The 20409-nt window shown below is 72.4% G+C and carries 15 protein-coding genes and 1 pseudogene; 12 read left to right on the forward strand and 4 right to left on the reverse strand.

Features of this window, described 5'->3' with window-relative positions:
* Positions 1 to 215: 215 nt before the first annotated feature.
* Together ACFV4F_RS11560 and ACFV4F_RS11565 are read right to left on the reverse strand one after the other, a co-directional pair.
* Positions 216 to 911 (reverse strand): response regulator, encoded by a 696-nt coding sequence (locus ACFV4F_RS11560; RefSeq protein WP_380440021.1) that lies wholly within the window; start codon positions 909 to 911, stop codon positions 216 to 218.
* Positions 912 to 952: 41 nt separating this feature from the next.
* Entirely contained in the window at positions 953 to 2026 is a 1074-nt protein-coding gene (locus ACFV4F_RS11565; RefSeq protein WP_380501756.1) for a sensor histidine kinase, read from the reverse strand.
* A 202-nt stretch (positions 2027 to 2228) separates the two neighbouring features.
* On the opposite strand from ACFV4F_RS11565, the gene ACFV4F_RS11570 reads away from it, so the two are divergent.
* Positions 2229 to 2804, forward strand: coding sequence for a hypothetical protein (locus ACFV4F_RS11570; protein WP_380501732.1), 576 nt, complete (start codon positions 2229 to 2231; stop codon positions 2802 to 2804).
* Positions 2805 to 2817: 13 nt separating this feature from the next.
* On the opposite strand, the gene ACFV4F_RS11575 is transcribed toward ACFV4F_RS11570, so the two are convergent.
* Positions 2818 to 3312: an EamA family transporter gene (locus ACFV4F_RS11575; RefSeq protein ID WP_380501734.1), complete on the reverse strand. Its 495-nt coding sequence runs from the start codon at positions 3310 to 3312 to the stop codon at positions 2818 to 2820.
* A gap of 66 nt (positions 3313 to 3378) precedes the next feature.
* Entirely contained in the window at positions 3379 to 4044 is a 666-nt protein-coding gene (locus ACFV4F_RS11580) for a CatB-related O-acetyltransferase (protein ID WP_380501736.1), read from the reverse strand.
* A gap of 94 nt (positions 4045 to 4138) precedes the next feature.
* Between ACFV4F_RS11580 and ACFV4F_RS11585 the strand changes: the two genes are divergently transcribed.
* The 11 genes and pseudogenes from ACFV4F_RS11585 (at position 4139) to ACFV4F_RS11635 (ending at position 20289) form a co-directional block, all read left to right on the forward strand.
* A complete protein-coding gene (locus ACFV4F_RS11585; RefSeq protein WP_380501738.1) occupies positions 4139 to 4951 on the forward strand; it encodes a TetR/AcrR family transcriptional regulator in 813 nt (270 codons plus the stop codon).
* Positions 4952 to 5047: 96 nt separating this feature from the next.
* On the forward strand, positions 5048 to 5752 hold the full coding sequence (locus ACFV4F_RS11590; protein WP_380501740.1) for a peptidylprolyl isomerase: 705 nt from the start codon (positions 5048 to 5050) through the stop codon (positions 5750 to 5752).
* Positions 5753 to 5838: 86 nt separating this feature from the next.
* Positions 5839 to 6177 carry a MazG-like family protein gene (locus tag ACFV4F_RS11595; RefSeq protein ID WP_380440011.1) on the forward strand — a complete coding sequence of 113 codons (339 nt, stop codon included), beginning with the start codon at positions 5839 to 5841 and terminating at the stop codon, positions 6175 to 6177.
* Between the two features lie 2253 nt (positions 6178 to 8430).
* The gene (locus ACFV4F_RS11600; protein WP_380501742.1) at positions 8431 to 12501 is read left to right on the forward strand and encodes an amino acid adenylation domain-containing protein; all 4071 of its coding nucleotides are present in this window, start codon (positions 8431 to 8433) and stop codon (positions 12499 to 12501) included.
* A gap of 229 nt (positions 12502 to 12730) precedes the next feature.
* A complete protein-coding gene (gene epsC, locus ACFV4F_RS11605) occupies positions 12731 to 13330 on the forward strand; it encodes a serine O-acetyltransferase EpsC (RefSeq protein ID WP_380440007.1) in 600 nt (199 codons plus the stop codon).
* Positions 13331 to 13830: 500 nt separating this feature from the next.
* A pseudogene (locus ACFV4F_RS11610) lies at positions 13831 to 14709 on the forward strand (ATP-grasp domain-containing protein); the annotation flags it as partial.
* 45 nt (positions 14710 to 14754) lie between these two features.
* On the forward strand, positions 14755 to 15750 hold the full coding sequence (locus tag ACFV4F_RS11615) for a PLP-dependent cysteine synthase family protein (protein ID WP_380501758.1): 996 nt from the start codon (positions 14755 to 14757) through the stop codon (positions 15748 to 15750).
* Positions 15747 to 17015, forward strand: coding sequence for an ATP-grasp domain-containing protein (locus ACFV4F_RS11620; protein ID WP_380501744.1), 1269 nt, complete (start codon positions 15747 to 15749; stop codon positions 17013 to 17015). Before ACFV4F_RS11615 ends, ACFV4F_RS11620 begins: the two co-directional genes overlap by 4 nt.
* 142 nt (positions 17016 to 17157) lie before the next feature.
* Positions 17158 to 18414, forward strand: a complete 1257-nt coding sequence (locus tag ACFV4F_RS11625; protein WP_380501746.1) for an ATP-grasp domain-containing protein — start codon at positions 17158 to 17160, stop codon at positions 18412 to 18414.
* Between the two features lie 8 nt (positions 18415 to 18422).
* Positions 18423 to 19694, forward strand: coding sequence for an MFS transporter (locus ACFV4F_RS11630; RefSeq protein WP_380440001.1), 1272 nt, complete (start codon positions 18423 to 18425; stop codon positions 19692 to 19694).
* A gap of 139 nt (positions 19695 to 19833) precedes the next feature.
* On the forward strand, positions 19834 to 20289 hold the full coding sequence (locus tag ACFV4F_RS11635; protein ID WP_380439999.1) for a cupin domain-containing protein: 456 nt from the start codon (positions 19834 to 19836) through the stop codon (positions 20287 to 20289).
* The last annotated feature ends 120 nt before the right edge of the window (positions 20290 to 20409 follow it).

A 20409-nucleotide genomic window follows, 5' to 3' on the forward strand; every position in this document is an offset into this window, starting at 1 on the left:
CGCGGCCCGCGCGGGACTCTCGCCCCGGCCCGCCGGGGGCGCACGCGCCGATGCCGCAGGGGCCGCGGCACCCCGACCTCCGCGCGCTCCCTCTGCCCCGGGCCCGCGTCCCGCGCTCCCGTGCCCCGCTCGCCCTTGCGCCCTTGCGCCCTTGCGCCCTTGCGCCCTTGCGCCCTCGCCTCTGCCTCTGCCTCTGGCCCCGGCCCCGGCCCCGGCTACCGGATGCCGGCTGCCTGTTCCCAGACCCACGCCGCGATGCCCACCCGGTTACGGGCATCGAGCTTGCGCTGGATGTTGGCGAGGTGGTTCTTCACCGTGCCCGGTGAAATGAACAGTCCTGCTCCGATCTCGGCATTCGTCGCGCCGTCCGCCACCAGTTCCGCGATCTCCCTTTCCCTCGTGGTCAGTTCCTCGGCCGGGCCGACCGTCGTCAGTGCCGCTGCAGCGGCCGCGGCGCCCGGGCCCGGCTTCGGCTCCGCGCCCGGAAGCGCCATGTGCTTCAGGAGCCGGACGGTGATCTGTGGGCTGATCAACGCGTCCCCGGCCATCGCGGCCCGCACCGCCTCGATCAGCAGCACCGGCCCCGAGCGCTTCAGCAGGAACCCGGCCGCCCCGTACCGCAGTGCCGTGTGCACGTAGTCGTCCAGGTCGAAGGTGGTCACCACGATCACCTTGCACTCGTCGGCCAGCTGCCGGGTCACCTCCAGCCCGTCGAGCTTCGGCATCCGGATGTCCGCGAGCACCACGTCCGGTCGCAGCCTCCGTGCCTCCGCCACCGCTGCGGCGCCGTCCGCGGCCTCCGCCACCACCACCATGTCCGGCTGGACGTCCAGGATCATCCGGAACGCGCTCCGGACATCCGCCTGGTCGTCCGCGATCAGGATCCGGACCGGCCCTGCGCTACTGCCCATTCCCGTACCTCCCCGTTGCCGACCCGCGTCGGTCTCCACGATCACGCCGGCCCCGTGCCGGCTTCCTCCAACGGCAGCACCGCCGTCACCCGCCAGGTCTCCGTCTCGTGCGGGCCCGCTTCCAGCGAGCCGCCGAGGGCCTCGACCCGGGCCACCAACCCCGGCAGTCCGCTGCCGCCGCCATGGCGCGGCCGCCCGGCCTGGCCCGGGTTCCGGCCGTCGTTGGTCACCGTCAGCTCCAGCCGTCCACCGGTACGGCGGGCCCGCACCTCGACCGCCCGCGCGGCCGGAGCATGTCGCCGGACATTGGTCAGGGACTCGACCACGATCCGGTGGACGGTGCCCTCCACCTCGCGCGGCACCGGCTCCTCCGGCAGCTCCAGCGTGACCTCGGCGCCGCCCGTCGCGGTGAACCGCGCGGCCACCTCGGCGAGTTCGAGGAGTCCGGGCTGCGGGGCCCGGCCGCCTCCCTCCTCGCTGCGCAGCAGCTGCACCGTCCGGTCCAGCGAGGCCAGGGCCCGCTGCCCGGCCTGCTCTATTCGCTGGAACATCTCGGCCGCCCGGGCCGGATCGATCCCGGCCAGGTACGCCCCGGCCTGGGCCTGGGCGACCATGCCGCTGACGTCGTGCGCCACGAAGTCGTGGAGGTCGTGGGCCAGTTCGAGCCGCTGGGCGCGCCTGGCCTCGACCACCGCGTTGGCGCGTCCCTCGTCCAGGCCCCGCAGGTAGAGCCCGATCAGGACGGCCGGCAGCGAGAGCATCGAGCCGAAGCCGAAGACCGTGAGCACGTCCCCCGGGCCTTCGAGGAACGCGAAACGGGTCAGCCAGAGAGCGACGGCGCCGCAGGCCGTCCAGGCCGCGACCGCGCAGCGCGGCCCGTCCTCGGTGCGCAGGCCGACGACCACCGCCAGGAGCAGGACGGCCAGTTCGACCAGGCCGGCCAGCCCGGCCCAGCGATCGCCCTCCGCCCACCGGCCGAGGAGCCAGACGGCGAACGTGACCACGAGCGACGCCGCTCCGAGTGCCATGGTCACGGCCGCGGCCCCGTACCGCCCCCGCGCCGCCCAGGCCGGCAGTGCCAGGACCAGGACGACCCCGGACAGGATCTGAGTCATCGTCACCACCTCTCCTCGGCTCTTCGACTGCCGTCACATTACGACGCCGCCGAGGCGGTGCGCCTGTGCCGATCGGCATATTTCGCAGGCCGGTTGAGCAGGGAGAACCTGCCGATCGGCAGCTGTTGCGGACCCCTGGCGGGCCTCCAGTCTTGAGTCGTCGCACCGGCCACGGGGGTCGGTGCCGAAGGGAGGCACCCTCGTGTCGAAGCTCGTGATCAACGCCCGCAGCACCGCCCACCGGGCTCCGGTCGCCGCCCCGGACGTCCCGCCCGCCCCGCGCTGGGCCCGGTTCGCCGCCAAGGCCGCCGTCCTCTCCACCGTCCCCTCGGGGTTGTGGCGGATCGCCTTCGGTTTCGGCGCCCCGGTCGGCTTCAGCGGTGCGACGGCCGCGGCGTTCGACGCGCACCAGCCGGGTTGGGGCACGGTCTACTGCGTGGTGCTGAGCCTCCTGGCCGAGGCACTGGCCTTCCTGACCCTGGGCCTGGTCCGGCCCTGGGGGTTGGTGGCGCCCAGGTGGGTTCCGCTGCTGGGCGGCCGCCGGATCCGGCCGCTCGCCGCCGTCGTGCCGGCCCTGCTCGGTTCGGCGATACTCACCGACCTGGGGGCGACGGCGCTGTTCGGCGGGTGGGCGCGGAACCTGGCCGAGGCGGATTCGCCGCACGGCGTCGCCGCCGTCGTGATGACGCTCGCCTATCTGCCCCTGGTCGCGTGGGGCCCGTTGCTCGGCGCGGTCGCCATCGACTACGCCCGCCGGACGGTGCGGTGGCACCGATGACGCGGGCAGCGGGTCAGCCCCGGGCCGGTTCCGGGCTCGGCGCCGCCGCGTCGGGCGCTCCCTCCCTCTCCCCCGCGGCCGGGCGCGGCACGAGGGCGGTGCGCCGGCCCCACTCGGTCACGACGAGCGCCAGGACTCCGCCGAAGGGTGCGAGCGGGCCCATCCGGTTCCCGGCAATGGTGATGCCGAAGACGGCGGCCCGGAGCAGTTGGGTGCCAAGCAGCAGGCTCCCCCAGGACGGCGGTGTGGCCCGCGCGGCCCACATCTGGAGGAAGAAGGAGAACAGCGTGCAGAACAAGGACAGAAGCAGCAGCCAGGCCCACCGGGCCGGCCCGTACGAGGCGGCGGTCCACGGCGCGGGGCCGACGGACAGCGCGGCCACTGCGAACACCCCGGTGGCGGTGGCGGGTTGCCCCCAGGTCACGGCCAGCGCGTCGGTGTTCCGGACGGCCCGGGAGCGGACCATCGCCGGCACGTACGCGGAGCCGACGGCGGCTGCGCCGAGCACCGGGACGCCACTGAGGGCGGGTGGGCGGAGTCCGCCGCCGGTGAGCAGGGGGAGCCGGGCCGCGGGTCAGGCTGCGAGCAGGCCGCGGTCCTCGGCGATCGCGGCGATGTCGGCCGGGGTGCCGGACATGATGGTGCGCACGTGTGCGGTGACGAGGTCGACGGGCCAGTCCCACCAGGCCGCGCGCAGGAGGAGCTCGATGTCGGCGTCGGGGAAGCGGCGGCGGATCAGGCGGGCGGGGTTGCCGCCGACGACGGTGTAGGGGTCGACGTCGGAGGTGACGAGGGCTCCGGCGGCGATGATCGCTCCGTCGCCGATGCGCACGCCGGGCAGGACGGTGGCGCCGTAGCCGAACCAGACGTCGTTGCCGACGTGGGTGTCACCCCGGCTGGGGAGGGCGGTGACGATGTCGAGGGTCTGCTCGGTCCAGCTGCCGCCGAACATCGTGAACGGGAAGGTGGAGACGCCGATGGCCGGGTGGGCGGCGCCGGCCATGAGGAAGCGGGTGCCGGTGGCGAGGGCGCAGTACTTGCCGATCACCAGGCGTTCGGGTCCGTGGGAGTAGAGGACGTTGCGTTCCTCGAAGCGGGTGGCTCCGTCGGGGTCGTCGAAGTAGGTGTACTCGCCGACCTCGATCCTGGGGTCCTTGACGAGGGGGCGCAGCAGGACGACGCGGTCGTGGCCGGGGAGGGGGTGGAGGGCGGTCGGGTCGGGGGTGGTCACGGCGGGCATGTGAGCTCCTCTCGTAATGCGACTCCCGTCGCATTACGATGAGCATGGCACGGCCACACCGGCCCGGCAAGCATTAACGCGACTGGAGTCGACTTTGAGCGAGATTCCCGAGACCCCAACCTCAACCCCGGCCCCGGACACTGCGACCCTGCGCACGCCGGCCGCCCGCCCCGGCGGCCGGAGCGCCCGGGTGCGGGCCGACGTGGTCGCGGCCACGCTGGCCGAGGTCACCGAGAAGGGGTACGACGGCCTCACCGTCGAGGCGGTCGCAGCCCGCTCCGGCGTCCACAAGGCGACCCTCTACCGGCGCTGGAGCGGAGTGGACGGACTGGTCGCGGACGCCCTGACCGCCTCCGCCGACCAGCCCTGGCCTCTGCCGGACACCGGGGACCTCGGCGAGGACCTCCGCCGGATCACCCATGAGGTGTTCGCCGTCTTCACCGACCCCGAGCTCGGCCAGACCCCCACGGCGCTGATCGCGGCCGCCCAGCGCTCCGACACCGGGGCAGCCGCCCTCCGCGCCTTCTTCGCGGCCCGCCACGAACAGGCCGCCGAGGTGGCCGAACGAGCCGTCACCAGGGGCGAGTTGCCCGCCGGCACGGACGGTGCCGAGGTGGTCCGGGCCGCGACCGCCCCGCTCTACTACCGCCTGTTCGTCACCGGCGAGCCGCTCGATGCCCTCACCGCCGAGCGGGCCGCGGACGCCGCCGCCCTGGCGGCCCGCGCCGGCTTGTTCGCCCCCGCCCCCGCCCCCGCCCCCGCGAGCCGAACCGCAACGCCCCGCGCCACCGCAACCCTAACCGCGACGCCCCATGCCACCGCGCCCCACAGCACCGCGCCCCACACCGCCGCGCCCCCGACCGTCGATCCGCCAGCGACCAACCATCAAACCCCGAATGAAAATTGACGCCGCACCAGCACCGTGTCGGCGCAGCAGCCGCCACCGAAACCGGAGCCACACCGCCCCCTACCGGAACCCCACCGGCCCGTGGATGATGCCTCCATGACAATCCTGCCGTCCACCACCCCCCGGAAGGCCCGTCACGTGAAGCGCAAGCAGTGGGCGCTGGTCGCCGCCGCCACCGTCCTCCCGCTCGTCGCGAGCACCGGCACCGCCGTGGCGGACACCCCCTCGCCGGCCCCGAGCGCCGCCTGCACCTACACCCCGGCCGTTCCGGCCGACAACTTCAAGGGCATCCCGGCCTTCGACCCCGAGGAGGCCGCCGAGCCCTACAGTGCGACCCTGCGGACCAACCAGGGCCGGATCACCTTCGAGGCGCTGACCGACAAGGCCCCCTGCACCACGTTCTCGTTCCGGTTCCTGGCCGAGAACGACTACTTCGACGGCACCCATTGCCACCGTCTCACCACCCAGCGGATCTACGTCCTCCAGTGCGGCGACCCGACCGGAACGGGCAGCGGCGGCCCCGGCTACTCCTTCCCCGACGAGAACCTGACCGGCGCCACCTACCCGGCCGGCACCGTGGCCATGGCCAACGCCGGGCCGAACACCAACGGCAGCCAGTTCTTCTTCGTCTGGAAGGACACCAAGCTCTCCCCCGCCTACACCCCGTTCGGCCGGGTCACCGCGGGCCTGGACGTCCTGCAGAAGATCGCCGCGGGCGGCGAGGACGACCAGAACGGGCCCGGCGACGGCTACCCCACCCTGCCGGTGGACATCCGCCACGTGAAGATCAGCGACCGCTGACGGCCCGCAGCCCGGGTGGCGCTCCGCCGCTCCCGTACGGTGGCAGCACCAACGACACCGCACGGGAGCGACGGGAGCAGCGCCGCATGGACAGCAGGATCTGGGAGAGCGTCGACCACCTGGTCGCCTGGCTCGACGCGAACGGCACGCAGTCGCCCCAGGAGGAGCGCCTGCTGCGGATCCTCAAGGTCTCCGAGGAGGTCGGCGAGGTCGGGGCCGCGGTGATCGGCGCCACCGGCCAGAACCCGCGCAAGGGGGTCACCCACGGCTGGGAGGACGTCCAGCACGAGCTCTGCGACGTCGTGTTCGCCGCGCTCGTCGCCCTGCGGACGCTCACCCCGGACGCGGCCCGGGTGTTCGCCGACCGGCTCGCCTACGTCGAGCAGCGCTCGGCCGCCAGTCGCGCAACCCCTGAGGCAAGTTGATGCCACGTCATATTTTTCTGCCGCGTTTCCGCCAACCCCGTTGACGACCGGACCACCGGTCCCTAACCTGAGCCAACGGCCCGGCCCCATCGCCTCACCGGCGAGCGGTCGCGGCCCCGTCCGCCGAGAGTGCGCCTAACCTGCGCCGTCGGCGGAGGCGCCGGTTCCACACCGTTCGACCCGTACCGCCCGCGGCCCTTCCCGCGCTCACCGCGCCAAGCGCCGCCGCGCCCTGCCATCCCGCAGGCGAAAACGTACGCACGAGCCGACCCGGACCACCGCACCGGCCGTCGTACGCCGGCCCCACGCGGACCACACCCGCGCCGAGCGCCACTGAAGGCCGCACCGCACGCTGTACGCCGCGCCACCGCACGCCGCACGCCGCACCGCCGCTGCACCCGCCGCCCGTCGACCTCGTACGGGCCGCGTTCACGTTCACGCACCACCGCACACCACGGCACCGCACCGTCGCAGCGCCGCGCCCCACATCTCCGACCGCCGCACATCGCCAGACACCTCGACGCGCTCGCCGCCGACACGGGCCGCATCCGCGCCAAGCGCCGCCGCACCCGGCGGGCCGCCACCTCGCGCCAGCGCGTCCCACGTCCATCGCACTCCGTCCCGCACGGCACCGCCGCACACCATTACGGCACCACAGCACCGCGGCACCACAGCACCGTCGCGCACACCGAGCACGGCAGGAGCGAGCACACCCCGCATCGACACCCTCCATCGAGGGGTCAACGATTGCACCCAACTCGCTATTGCGAGTAACTTGCAATAGCGACAGTGCCACAAGGGCGAGGAGGGATGGCGGTGATCGGGTCTCAGCGACCTCCGGCGTTCGAGCCGACACGCGCCGACACCCACCCCCTTCACCCAGTAGCCCTCACGGCCACCGCCCCCGCAGCCGCCACCGCCACCGCCACCGCCACCGCCCCGGAGCCTCGCGACCTCTCGCCCACTCCCGCGCGCCACGGCGAACACTCCCCGTTCGCGAGCGGCGGCAGGGCAGGCCAGCGAGCAGAGGGCCGCACCCTCCCCGGAGCCACCCGCCACCGCGGCACCACCCGCCACCCCAGCACCGCCCCCTCCCGCGCCATCGCCGCCACCATCACCGCCATCACCCCCGGCATCGCCCCCGCCCCCGCCATCGCCCCCGGCATCGCCATCACCCCCGCCCCCGCCATCGCCCCCGCCATCGCCGCCACCCCAGCACCCTCCACCCGACTGCGTTTCAAAACTGTTGCGCCAGACCAACATTGGGTGAATCCCTCCCCTCCAGGGCAGGATCAAGCATGTACATGCTCAACATCTGACCGGCAGTCAATCCGGCCCACCGGATAGCCCGCCGACACCCCGCCGGCACTTGCCTCCACGGCAATCAGCATGGCGCAATCATCACGGCCATCAAGAAACCGCCAAGGCAATGCGGGGCCACTCGGATGGATCGGCCACCATTCAACGAATGTGGTGACGATCACACATGGGCTTTTGAGCCGGTAAAATCCTGACGGAAAGTCATCGAATCACGACTGCGCGTAAGAGGATTCCGCAGCGCGGAAGGCGCGTCGCGACCACCCCGGAGGGGCCCCTGACCATCCCCGGCGGCCGACGGCCATCCCCCATGACCATGGCAAACGGCTCCGGACGGTCACACTGCAGACACCCACCGCAGGGGCGTCCCGGGCGCGGCATCCGCGCAGCTCGCCGGGCTTGAGCTGCACACGGGCGATCCGCCAAGGCCGACCACGGAGCGTCTCCGGGGATTTACAACACGAGTCTTCCGGTTTTATAGTCACGGCCGACGGGGGACGTTTGACCGGCCCGGATAGCGGATGCAACCACCACGGATCCGACTATTCACTTGCCGGCCATCAACTGTCGAGGGGGAGGCGTAGTGTTGTGTCTTGAAGTGGGCGCGGGGGAGCGTCCGAACCTCTGTTGTACGCGATCCGTTTCAGCCTGAGCAGCAGCTGGACGCCGCGCGGTCACGGGAACTGCCTTAGAGACCGCGACTGTTCGAGCTAGTGTCATGCCCACGTAATTCTTTTTTTGGCATCCTGTTGGCGCGCTTTCGCATGCCCTCTTCGCCGGGTCCGTGCGTCGCGACAACAGGCGGTCGGCCGCGCCCGCATTTTATGACGTCGGCCTTATTTGGCATGCACCCTTGTCGGCTATGTGCTCGAAGAATGACGAATTCGAGGAATGATGGCGATATTCACGGGGTCCGAGGAATTGACTCTTTCGAACATGCTGCGCGCGGCCGCGCTCGTCCAGCCCGACCGGACCGCCGTTTCCTGCGGCACCGAGCGACTGACCTTCCAGCAGCTCAGCGACCATAGCGAGCACATCGCCGACCACCTGCGGCAACTCGGCGTACGGCCGGACGAGCCGGTCGGCATCTACATGGAACCGTCGGTCGATCTGATGGCCAGTGTGTGGGGCGTGCTGCACGCCGGCGCCGCATATCTGCCGTTGTCACCCGAGTATCCGGACGAACGCGTTCGGTACATGGTGGTGGACTCGCGCACGAAGGTCATCCTGGCCGACGCGGCGCTGACATCCAGACTGGCCGCGATGGCACCGCCGGAAACGAGGATCATCACCCTCGCCGAGGCGGCCGCCGGCGCTTTCGGCAGCCCGGACAAGACCGGCACGGACAAGACCGGCACGGACGAGACCGGCACGGACACGGCCATCCCCGCCGCAGAAGCCCGCCGCCCCACCCGGGGCGACGACCTCGCGTACGTCATCTACACCTCCGGGAGCACGGGCAACCCGAAGGGCATCGGCGTCGAGCAGCACAGCATCGTCGCCCAGATGCGCTGGATGGCCGACGAGCAGGGCCTCGACCGGACCCGGACGGTGCTGCAGAAGACGCCGCTGAGCTTCGACGCGGCCCAGTGGGAGATCCTCGCGCCCGCCTGCGGCGCGAGCGTGGTGATGAGCGAGCGCGGGGTCTACGCGGACCCCAACGGCCTGCTCGACCTGATCACCGCCCACGAGGTGACGACCATTCAGGGTGTCCCGACGCTCATTCAGGCCCTGGTGGACAGTGGCCGGTTGCCGGACTGCACGTCCCTGACGCAGATCTTCAGCGGCGGCGAGGCGCTCACCAAGAGCCTCGCGGTCGAGGTCTTCGACGCGCTGGCGGACTGTGACCTGATCAACCTGTACGGCCCGAGCGAGTGCACCATCAACTCCTCGGCGCTCAAGGTCGACCGGGACGCGGTACGCCAGGGTCCGGACCACATCTCGATCGGGCACCCGGTGCGGGGCCTCGACTTCCACATCCTCGACCACGACCGGAAGCCGGTGGCGCCCGGCGAGTCGGGCGAGCTGTACATCTCCGGCGTCCAGGTGGCCCGCGGCTACCTGAACCGCGACGACCTGACGGCCGAACGGTTCCTCCCGAACCCGTTCTCCGACGACCCCGCCCACGACCGCCTGTACCGCACCGGCGACCTCACCCGCTGGAACGACGACGGCACCGTGCAGTTCCTCGGCCGCACCGACAGCCAGGTCAAGCTGCGCGGGTTCCGGGTCGAGCTGGACGAGATCAAGGTGTCCATCGAGTCCCACGACTGGGTGAAGCGGGCCGCCGTCCTGGTCCGCAACGACCAGCGCACCGGCGCCAACCTCATCGCGTTCATCGAACTCGACCCCAACCAGGCCTCGCTGATGGACCAGGGCAACCACGGCGCCCACCACCAGTCGAAGAAGAGCAAGGTGCAGCTCAAGGCGCAGCTCGCCGGCCTCGGCGTGCGCGAGGTGCCCGGCCTGCCGGCCGTGGCGCTGGAGGGCCGCCAGGAGACGCCCGAGCAGCGGCGCACCGCGTTCGCCCGCAAGACGTACCGCTTCTACGAGGGCGGCGAGGTCACCAGGGACGACGTCCTGGACCTGCTCGCCCGCCCGGTCGGCGCGACGGCGTCCGCGCCCCGCACACCGGACACCCTCACGCCGGCCGAACTCGGCGCGCTGCTGCGCAACTTCGGCCGGTTCACCAGCGCCGAGCGGCTGCTGCCCAAGTACGGCTACGCCTCCCCGGGTTCGCTGTACGCCACCCAGCTCTACCTGGAGCTGTCGGGCGTCGCGGGCCTCGAACCGGGCTACTACTACTTCCACCCGGTCGACCACAGCCTCGTGCTCATCGCCCCGGCCCCCGCCGGGCAGCCGCGGCTGAAGGCCCACTTCGTCGGGAGCCGGTCGGCCATCGAGGCGGTCTACCTCAACAACGTCCAGGAGGTCCTGCAGTTCGAGGCCGGTCACATGGTCGGCCTGTTCGACCACGTGCTGCCCGGCTACGGCCTGCGGATCACCGCCCGGGCCGGCGAGCCCGCCGTCAAGGACCTCCTGGGCTGCCCCGGCGAGGACTACTACCTGGCCACCTACGAGGTGGAGAGCGCCGCGGCCCCGGCCGTCGCCGACCCGGTCGAGCTCTACGTGCAGGCCCACCCCGGCCGGATCGCCGACCTGCCCGCGGGCCAGTACCGCTACGCGGACGGCGAGCTGGTCAAGGTGTCCGACGAGCTGGTGCGCAAGCAGCACGTCATCGCGATCAACCAGGAGGTGTACCAGCGCGCCGCCTTCGGGGTCAGCATCCTCGGCCGCGCGGACGAGCCCTGGCAGCGCTACACGGACCTCGGCCGCGAGCTGCAGCGCCTGCAGATGAACGACGTCGGCCTCGGCCTCATGTCCTCCGGCTACAGCTCGGAGACCGGCAACCCGCTGTCGGCCGCCCGCCGCATCGCGGAGATCGTCGGGCTCGGCGCGGAGACCGCCTCCTACTTCGCCGTCGGCGGCCGCATCAGCGAGGAGCAGCGGCTCGGCGAGGGCATGAAGGAGGACTCGGTCCACATGCGCGGGCCGGCCGAGATCGTCAAGGACAACCTCGCCGACGCGATGCCGCCGTACATGGTGCCGAACCGGGTCACCGTGCTGAACGCCTTCCCGCTCACCCCGAACGGCAAGGTCGACCACCAGGCGCTGCGCGAGCTGGACAAGGCGGCGGTGGACGACACCGATACGCCGGTGGTGCTGCCGCGCACGCCCACCGAGGAGGCGATCGCGGCGCTGTGGCGGACGGTGCTGAAGCACGAGCGGGTCTCGATCCGCGACGACTTCTTCGGCTCCGGCGGGCACTCGCTGACCGCGGTCAACCTGATCAGCCGGATCAACAAGGAGCTCGGCGCGGGGCTGCCGCTGCAGGTGCTGTTCGAGGCGCCGACCATCGCCGAGCTGGCCCGGCGGGTGGACCGCGAGCCGTCGACGGCGTCGTCGCGCCTGGTGCGGCTGCGTGCCGGGGAGGAGGGCCGCCGGCCGGTGTTCTGCTGGCCCGGGCTCGGCGGCTACCCGATGAGCCTGCGCCTGCTGGCGAGCCGGCTCGGCCTGACGTCGCCGTTCCTCGGCGTGCAGGCCCACGGCATCAACGCCGGCGAGACCGCCTACCCGACGTTCGACGAGATGGTCGCCCGGGACATCGAGCTGATCCGCGAGGTCCAGCCGCAGGGCCCGTACACGCTGTGGGGCTACTCCTTCGGTGCCCGGGTCGCCTTCGAGGTGGCCTACCAGCTGGAGCGCGCCGGCGAGCAGGTCGACGAGGTGATCCTCCTGGCGCCGGGCAAGCCCCCGGTGGAGGCGCACCTGGAGGCGCCCGCCGACGCGGCGGCCAGCTTCACCGACCCGACGTTCGTCGCGATCCTCTACTCCGTCTTCTCCGGGAACCTGGAGCAGTCGGCGGTGGAGGAGTGCATCGCGGCGACGCGCGACGGGGCGAGCTTCGTCGACTTCGTCTGCGGCCGCTTCGAGCACCTGGAGCGCGACCTGGTGCGCCGGATCACCGACGTGGTGTGGCGGACCTTCCTGTTCGAGTACGCCCCCGAGGAGCTGGCCGAGCGCACCGTCTCGGCACCGGTCACGGTGTTCCGGGCGGACGCGGACCAGCCCTCGTTCATCGACTCGGGCTACGCGCTGACCGCGCAGGCCCCCACGATCACCCAGCTGAAGGCCGACCACTACGGCCTGATCCGCTCCGGCGGAATCGACGAACTCACCTCCGCGATCAAGTCCGCACGGCTCATGAGGAAGGTCACCGGCGTGCCCCACGTCAACATCAAGCACTTCCCGAACGATCTCGACCCGCAGCAGATCTCCGACCTGGTCGAGGCGATCACCAGCGCCGTGAAGACCGCGTTCTCGGTCGACGAGGGCGCCGTGTCGATCGCCCTGGAGCCGGTCGAGCAGGAGGCCTGGAACGAGCGGGTCTACCTGCCGGAGATCGTCGAGGGCACCGGAACGCTGGTCAAGGTCCCGAACTACTGAGCCCGTCGACCACACCGGACGCCGGGCCCGGACACCACACCGGACACCGCGCCGGACGCCGGGCCCGGCCACCACACCGGACACCGCGCCGGACGCCGGACCCGGCCACCACACCGGACACCGCGCCGGACGCCGGGCCCGGTCACCACACCGGTCACACCGGACACCGGGCCGGGCCACCACATCCGACGGAGCAGCGGGGAGCAGGCCATGACAGACGGAGGACGGCATGCGTAGGACGATCGCCAGGGCGAAGGAGGACCTCGCCGTGATCGTCGAGCGGGACCCTTCGATCCGCACCCGGAAGGAAGCGCTCCTGCACCCGGCCCTGCCGGCGCTGTGGGCCCACCGGGCGGCGCACGTCCTCCACACCGGGGGGCACCGGCAGACGGCACGCGTGCTGGCGTACGTGGCGCGCGCCGTGACCGGCGGCATCGAGATCCACCCGGGGGCCCGGCTGGGCCGGCGGGTGTTCATCGACCACGGTGCGGCGGTCGTGATCGGTGAGACCGCCGTGATCGGCGACGACGTGACGATCTTCCACCAGGTGACGCTCGGCGCGGTCGGGTTCTGGCGGGACTCCTGGCGCAAGCCCGGTGCCCGCCGCCACCCGGTGGTCGGCGACCGGGTGGTGATCGGCACGAACGCGATCGTGCTCGGCCCGGTCACAGTCGGGGACGACGCGCTGATCGGTGCCGGCGCCCTCGTGCTGGCCGACGTGCCGGCCGGTGCGCGGGTGATGGCCCCGGCGGCGAAGGTCTCGCAGCGGCCGCCCACCGAGGAGACCTCCCAGCTGCTGCGCACCCTGGCGACGTCCGGGTACTGGTAGCCCGCCCGAGCGCCCGGCCCGCTCCCCATCGGCCGCCCGGCCCTCCCCCTCCCCTCCCCCCATTCATCGCAAGTCAGCCCGACCGCAAGTCAGCCCGACCGCCGGTCCCCGGACCGCAGGTCGGCATGCCAACGGAGGCATACGTGATCCATGTAGGTGTCCTGGAGAGCAACCTCTCCGGTTCCGGCTTCGAGGGTCTGCAGATCCTCAAGGAACTCGACTGCCGCGTGACCTTCTTCACCCGCGACCTGGACCGGTACCTCGAAGTACCGGGCGGCCCGGCCTACTTCGACAAGTACGTCGACGAGATCGTGCACTGCGAGACGAACGTCCTCGACGAGCTGATGCCCCACGTGCGCGCGGCCTCGGCGCAGTACCCGTTCAACGCGTTCCTGACGCTGGCCGAGTACGACGTGGTCGTGGCCGCCGAGGTCGCGATCCTGCTCGGGCTGCCGACGGTGAGCGTGGACGGCGTCGCGACGGCCCGCAACAAGGCGCTGATGCGCCGCCGCTGTGCCGAACTCGGCGTGGCGATGCCCGCGTTCCGCACCGTGCGGACCCCGGAGGAGGCCGCCGCGGCCGCCGCCGAGATCGGCCTGCCGTGCGTGGTGAAGCCGGCCGACGAGACCAGCAGCGCCGACGTGAGGCTGGTGGAGACGGCGGAGCAGGCGGCCGAGCACGTGGCGCTGATCCGGTCACGGGTCGAGAACACCCGCGGTCAGAGCCGCTACCACGAGCTGATGGTCGAGGAGTTCATCACCGGCCCCGAGGTCAGCGTCGAGGTGCTGGCCGAGGGCGACCGCTTCGTGGTGCTCGGCGTGACCGACAAGTCCGTGACCGGCCAGGGCTACTTCGTCGAGCTGGGCCACAGCTTCCCGTCGAGCCTGCCGGAGGCGACGGTCGCCGCGATCGGCGACCTCGCGGTGGAGTCCCTGCGCGCGGTCGGCTTCGACCTCGGCATGGCGCACGTCGAGATCAAGGTGACCCCGTCCGGGCCGAAGCTCGTGGAGATCAACCCGCGGCCCGCCGGCGGGAAGATCACCTACCTGGTCGACCGCGCCCTCGGCATCCGTTCGCTGGAGCTGGTGTCGCGCCAGTACCTGGGCGAGCCGCTGCCGGCCGAGGTCGTGCCGGCGAAGCCGGTCGGCGGCGCCGCGATCCGCTACCTGACCGCCCCGGCCGGCCGGGTCGTGTCCGTCGGCGGCCAGGACCGTGCCGCCGCGCAGCCCGGCGTGGAGGAGGTCGTCGTCAAGCCGAAGCCCGGCGACGTCCTGCACGAGGTGCGCCGCAACGGCGACCGCGCCGGTCACGTCCTGGTGATCGCCGAGAGCGCGCAGCTCGCGGCGCGCACCGCCGAGGCCGCCGCCCGCGAGATCATCATCCGCACCGAGCCGGTCGCGGCGCGCCCGGTCGCGCGGTCGCTGGTGGACCTGATCGGCGGCACGCCGCTGCTGGAGCTGCCGCTGGACCGGATCGTGGACGGCGCCCCGGCCGGGGCGGCGGTGCTCGCGAAGCTGGAGCTGTTCAACCCGTGGTCCAGCAGCAAGGACCGCGCCGCGCTGTCGATGCTCAAGGCCGCCGAGGAGCGCGGGGAGCTGACCCCGGGCGACGGCACCGTGATCGAGGCGACGTCGGGCAACACCGGCATCTCGCTGGCGGCGCTGGCGGCGGCCCGCGGCTACCGCTGCGTCATCGTGCTGCCGGACAACGCCACCCAGGAGCGGGTGACGATGCTGCGGTCGCTGGGCGCCGAGGTGGTGCGCACCCCGCACACCGGCGGCTACCAGGCGGCGGTGGACAAGGCCCAGGAGCTGCACGAGCAGACGCCGGGCTCGTGGTTCTGCTGCCAGCACGACAACGCGGACAACGTCCGGGCGCACTACGAGTCGACCGGTCCGGAGATCTGGGCCGACACCGAGGGCCGGGTCGACGTGTTCGTGTGCGGCGTAGGCACCGGCGGCACGCTGAGCGGGACCGGCAAGTACCTGCGGGAGAAGAACCCCGCGGTGCGGATCGTGGCGGTGGAGCCGGCGGGTTCGCCGCTGCTGTCGGGCGGCGAGCCGGGCACGCACTGCATCCCCGGCTTCAACGGCGGGTTCATCGCGCCGACGACGGACCGCGAGCTCATCGACGAGGTGATCCCGGTCGCGGACGCGGACGCGCTGCGCACCACCCGTGAACTCGCCCTGCGGGCCGGTCTCATGGTCGGTGTCTCGGCCGGTGCGGTCGTGCACGCGAGCAGCGTCGTCGCGAGCCGTCCGGAGTTCCGGGGCAAGCGGATCGTCACCCTGCTGCCCGACACCGGCGAGCGCTACCTGAGCCTGCTCAACCGCGAGGCCGCGTCGACGCCCGCCGCGCCCGCCGCCACCGCTGCCACCGCTGCCACCGCTGCCACCGCTGCCGGGGACGGTGCCCGTTGAGCAGCGGGACCGACGGCAGGCCGCGCCTGCTGATGGTGATGCCGTACCGCCAGTTCGTCCAGAAGGCGCAGGCCGAGGGCTACTGGGTCGGTGCGATCTGGGACGCCCGCCTGGAGTCCCCCGGGTACCTGGACGACGTGCGCGGGCTCGCGGACTTCTTCGTCCTCGCCGACTTCGAGGACCACGAGCAACTCGGCCGCACCATCCGCGAGGTGGCGAAGGAGCAGGGCGCCTCGGTGGTGTACCACATCGGCCGCGAGGAGACGATGGTCACCGCGTACGAGGTGGCCGAGGAGCTGGGGGCGGAGCTCAACCCGGCGTCGGCGGTGCGCTACCTGGCCGACAAGCACGCGATGCGCGACCTGCTGGCCGGGCGCGGCCTCTCCCCCGTGGCCTTCGAGGCCGCCCCGACCCGCCGGGAGGTACCGGGCGCGGTCGAGCGGATCGGCCACCCGGTGGTGGTCAAGCCCTCCGCGCTCGCCGGCAGCCGCGGCGTGTTCCTGTGGCAGGGCCCGGAGGACCTGGCGGCGTGGACCGCGCTGGTCGACGAGTACGGCTACGACGGCCCGTTCCTGGTCGAGGAGTACCTGCGCGGCCCCGAGTTCAGCGTCGAGACGCTGAGTGAGGACGGCCGCCACCAGGTGGTCGGCATCACCGAGAAGCTGCTCGGCCCGCCGCCGCTGTTCGTGGAGGCCGGGCACGTCCATCCGGCGCCGCTGTCCGACGGCGACCGCGCGGCGATCGAGCGGCTGACCACGGACTTCCTCACGGCCTGCGGCTACCGGTTCGGCCCGGCGCACACCGAGGTCATCCTGACCGCGCGCGGCCCGCGCATCGTGGAGTCGCAGGCCCGCCTGGGCGGCGACCGCATCCCGCGGCTCGTCCAGCTGGCCACCGGCCTGGACGTCGAGCGGGCGGTCTTCGCGAGCATGGCGGGCACGCCGACCGAGGTGCCCGCCCCGACCGCGACGGCCCTGGTCCACTTCTTCACCTTCCCGTCCGGCCGGGTCGACGAGCTCCGCGGCGTGGAGGAGGCGAAGCGGCTCGGTTTCGTCGACGAGCTGAACGTCCGCCTGCGGCCCGGGGACACCGCCCCCGAGGTCCGCGACTCCAAGAGCCGGCACGGGCACGTGGTGGTGTCCGGCGCCTCCCCCGAGGAGGCGCGGGCCCGGCTCGCCGAGGTGCTCGCCACCGTCGAGGTCGTCGTGGACGGCGTGCCGTCGCGCGCGGCCGGCCACACCGGCGCGGTCGGGGCCCCCGCGTGAGCCGCGGCCCCGGCACGGATCGCCGCGCAGTGCCCGGTCGGTGCTCCGCCCCGGCAGCCGAGCCGCCGACCATCCCGGCAACCCACCCAGCAACCGCTCCAGCAACCGCTCCAGCAACCGCTCCAGCAACCAGGAGGTTGGCATGACCGCCCCCGACCCGAACGCACAGGTGGTGTTCGTCGGCTACAACGCGGCGTACCTGCGCGCCATCGACGGGAAGGTCCCGAGCGGGTCCGTCGTGGTGATCGAGGAACCCGACATCATCCGCAAGCGGGAGCTGCAGGACGCGGCCTCGCGCTTCGACTGCCTGGACCGCATCGTCGCGGCCGGCTACCAGCAGTCGACCGAGGCCCTGGACCTGGCGGTCGAGCTGGCCGCCGAGCGTCCGGTCGCCGCCGTCGTGCCCGGCCTGGAGTACGCCGTCCCGGCGACGGCCGCCCTGGCCGAGAAGCTCGGGCTGCCCGGCGCCACCGAGGAGGCCGCGCAGGCGCTGCGCGACAAGGCCCGGCTGCGCGAGGTGTCCGGCGTCGGCGGCGTGCGCAACCCGCGCTGGCGGGAGGTGTTCGGGCCCGAGGACATCCTCGACTTCGCCGGGGACGGCCCGGTGGTCGTCAAGCCGGCGAACCGGCAGGCGAGCGTCGGCGTGCAGCTGCTGGACTCGGTGGACGCCGCCAGTGCGGCGGTGGCCTGGGAGCGGACCTCGTCCGCCTCGGAGTACGAGCAGGTGCCCGACCGCGAGCTGCGCTGGCGCTTCCTCGCCGAAGAGCGCCTGGAGGGGCCGGAGTTCAGCATCGAGGCGCTGGTGCGCGACGGCGAGGTCATCTTCGAGAACGTCACCGCCAAGTCGGTGATCGAGGGGCCGCACCCGGTCGAGCTCGGCCACCTGCTGCCCGCCCCGCTCGACGACGACACGCAGGCCGCGTTCGCCACGGCGATCCGTCAGCTCGTCGCGTCCACCGGATTCCGGACCGGGATCCTGCACGCCGAGTGGATCCTCACCGAGGACGGCCCGACGCTGGTCGAGTGCGCGGGCCGCTGCCCGGGCGACTACCTGATCGACCTGGTCGACCTGGCCTACGACACGAAGATCCGGCTGACCCTGATCGACCTGCTCGCCGGCCGGCCGGTCAGCCTACCCGACACGTCCCGGCGGACGTCGGCGATCAGGTTCCTGGCGGCCGAGCCGGGCACCGTCACGGAGATCTCCGGTCTGGAGACGGCCAGGGCGCTGCCCGGCGTGCACGACGCCGAGGTGGACGTCGTGGTCGGCCAGGAGGTCCGCCCGTGGGCGTCGTCCTGGGACCGCGCCGGGCACGTCATCGTGACCGGGCCGGACGCGGACGGCACGCTCCGGCGCGTGCTGGACGCGGACGCCGCCATTCGCATCGCAACCGACTGAGGAACGACATGTCTGTTCTGTGGCAGCGCATCCGCGGCCTGCGCGGGTCCATGCCGGGCGGCTCGGTCGGCTGGCGCCTTGCCGTCATGGCGACGATCAACGCGGTCGGCACGGGCGCCTTCCTGTCCGTGTCGGTGCCCTTCATCACCAGGTCGGTGGGCCTGTCCGAGGGCGACCTCGGCCTCGGCCTGACCCTGTCCGCGACCATCGCCCTCGGCACGGCGATCCCGATCGGCATCCTCGCCGACCGGATCGGCCCCAAGAAGGTGCTGGTCGGGGTCAGCCTGTGGCGCAGCGCCTGCTTCGTGGTGTACCCGTTCGTGCAGAACCTCTGGGAATTCCTGGCCGTGGTCTGCGTCCTGGGGCTGGTGGACAAGGCCGCCGCGCCGATGGAGCAGGCCCTGGTGGGGCAGGTGGTGTCGAGCGACGAGCGGATCAAGATGATCGCGATCCTGCGGTCGATCCGCAACGTCGGCTTCACCGTCGGCGCCCTCGCGGGTGGGATCGGACTGTTGATCGATACCCGGGCGGGGTATACTGGGATCCTGCTGCTGAACGCCACGACGCTCGCGGTGCTCGCCCTGCTGGCCTCCCGGCTCCCGGTGCTGAACGCGCCGGCGTCGAGCCTGCGGCGGCGGTTCTCGATGAGCGTGCTGCGGGACGGGTCGTTCCTGTCGTTCACCGGGATCAACGCGGTGCTGACGATGCACATGACCCTGCTGAGCATCGGCATCCCGATGTGGATCACCGGCCACACCGGCGTGTCGTCCGCGCTGATCTCCCCGCTGGTGGCGGTCAACACCGTCCTCGCGGTCGCCCTCCAGGTGCGGGCCAGCCGCGGGACCGACACCATCGGCGGCGCGGCCAAGGCCCTGGTCCGTGCCGGGTTCTCACTCGCCATCTGCTGCCTGCTGCTGACCGCGGCGCCCGAGCTCCCGGCCATCCTGGCGATCGGCGTGCTGCTCCTGGCCATGGTCGCCCTGACCGGCGGCGAGCTGTGGCAGTCCGCCGGCGGCTGGGGCGCCTCCTACCTGCTGGCGGTGCCCGGTCAGGAGGGCGTCTACCTCTCGGTCTTCTGGCTCGGCCTGGCCGTTCAGCAGATCGCCGCACCGGTCCTGGTCAGCCTGGTCGTCACGACCGGGGCCGTCGGGTGGGTCGTGCTCGCCGCCCTGTTCGCCGCCTGCGGCCTCGCCGCGCCGGCGATCGGCCGGTGGGCGCAGGCCCAGGCGGACGCCCGGGCCCCGAAGGAAGAAGAGGCCGCCCTGGCCGAGGCCGGCTAGCCCCGCGGCGACCGACCACCACGGCACCTGACCACCGCGGCCACCGACCGCCGCGGCACCTGACCACCGAAGCAACCGACCACCGAAAGACCCGGCCCTTCCGACGGGCCGGCCCTTGTGAAACACACTGAGGAGAGACATGTCCATCCCCCTGTATGTTCCGGCCGGTGGCGGCGAGTTCGCGAGCATCCGCGACGGCCGCAAGAAGACCTACTTCAAGCTGACCACCGAGCAGTCCAACGGGGAGTTCGGCTTCTTCGAGCACCACATGGCCCCGGAGGCCAACGGCGCCGCGCCGCACATCCACGACCAGTCCACCGAGATGTTCTACGTCGTCAAGGGTGAGATCGAGTTCACCATCGGCGACGAGAAGGTCGTCGGCGAGCCCGGTGCCTTCGCCTACGTCCCCAAGGGTGCGCCGCACGGCTTCACCAACCGGGGCAAGGAGGACGCCACCCTGCTGATCATGTTCTACCCGATCTTCAGCCGGGAGGACTACTTCCGCGGCCTGGAGCGCCTCACGGCCAACGGCCGCAACCCCAGCCTTGAGGAGCTGCAGGAGCACATGGCGAAGTACGACCAGCGGATGGTCTGATCCCCGGCAGCCGGCCGGATGACGGAGCCGGGGGGGGGGGGGGGGGCCGCGGGGGGGCCCCCGCCGGTGTGCGCCCCCCCGCCGCGGTCGGGGCCGGACCCCCCGCGCCCCCCCGCAGGC

The organism is Kitasatospora sp. NPDC059722 (genome assembly GCF_042733235.1).
GTDB lineage: Bacteria > Actinomycetota > Actinomycetes > Streptomycetales > Streptomycetaceae > Kitasatospora.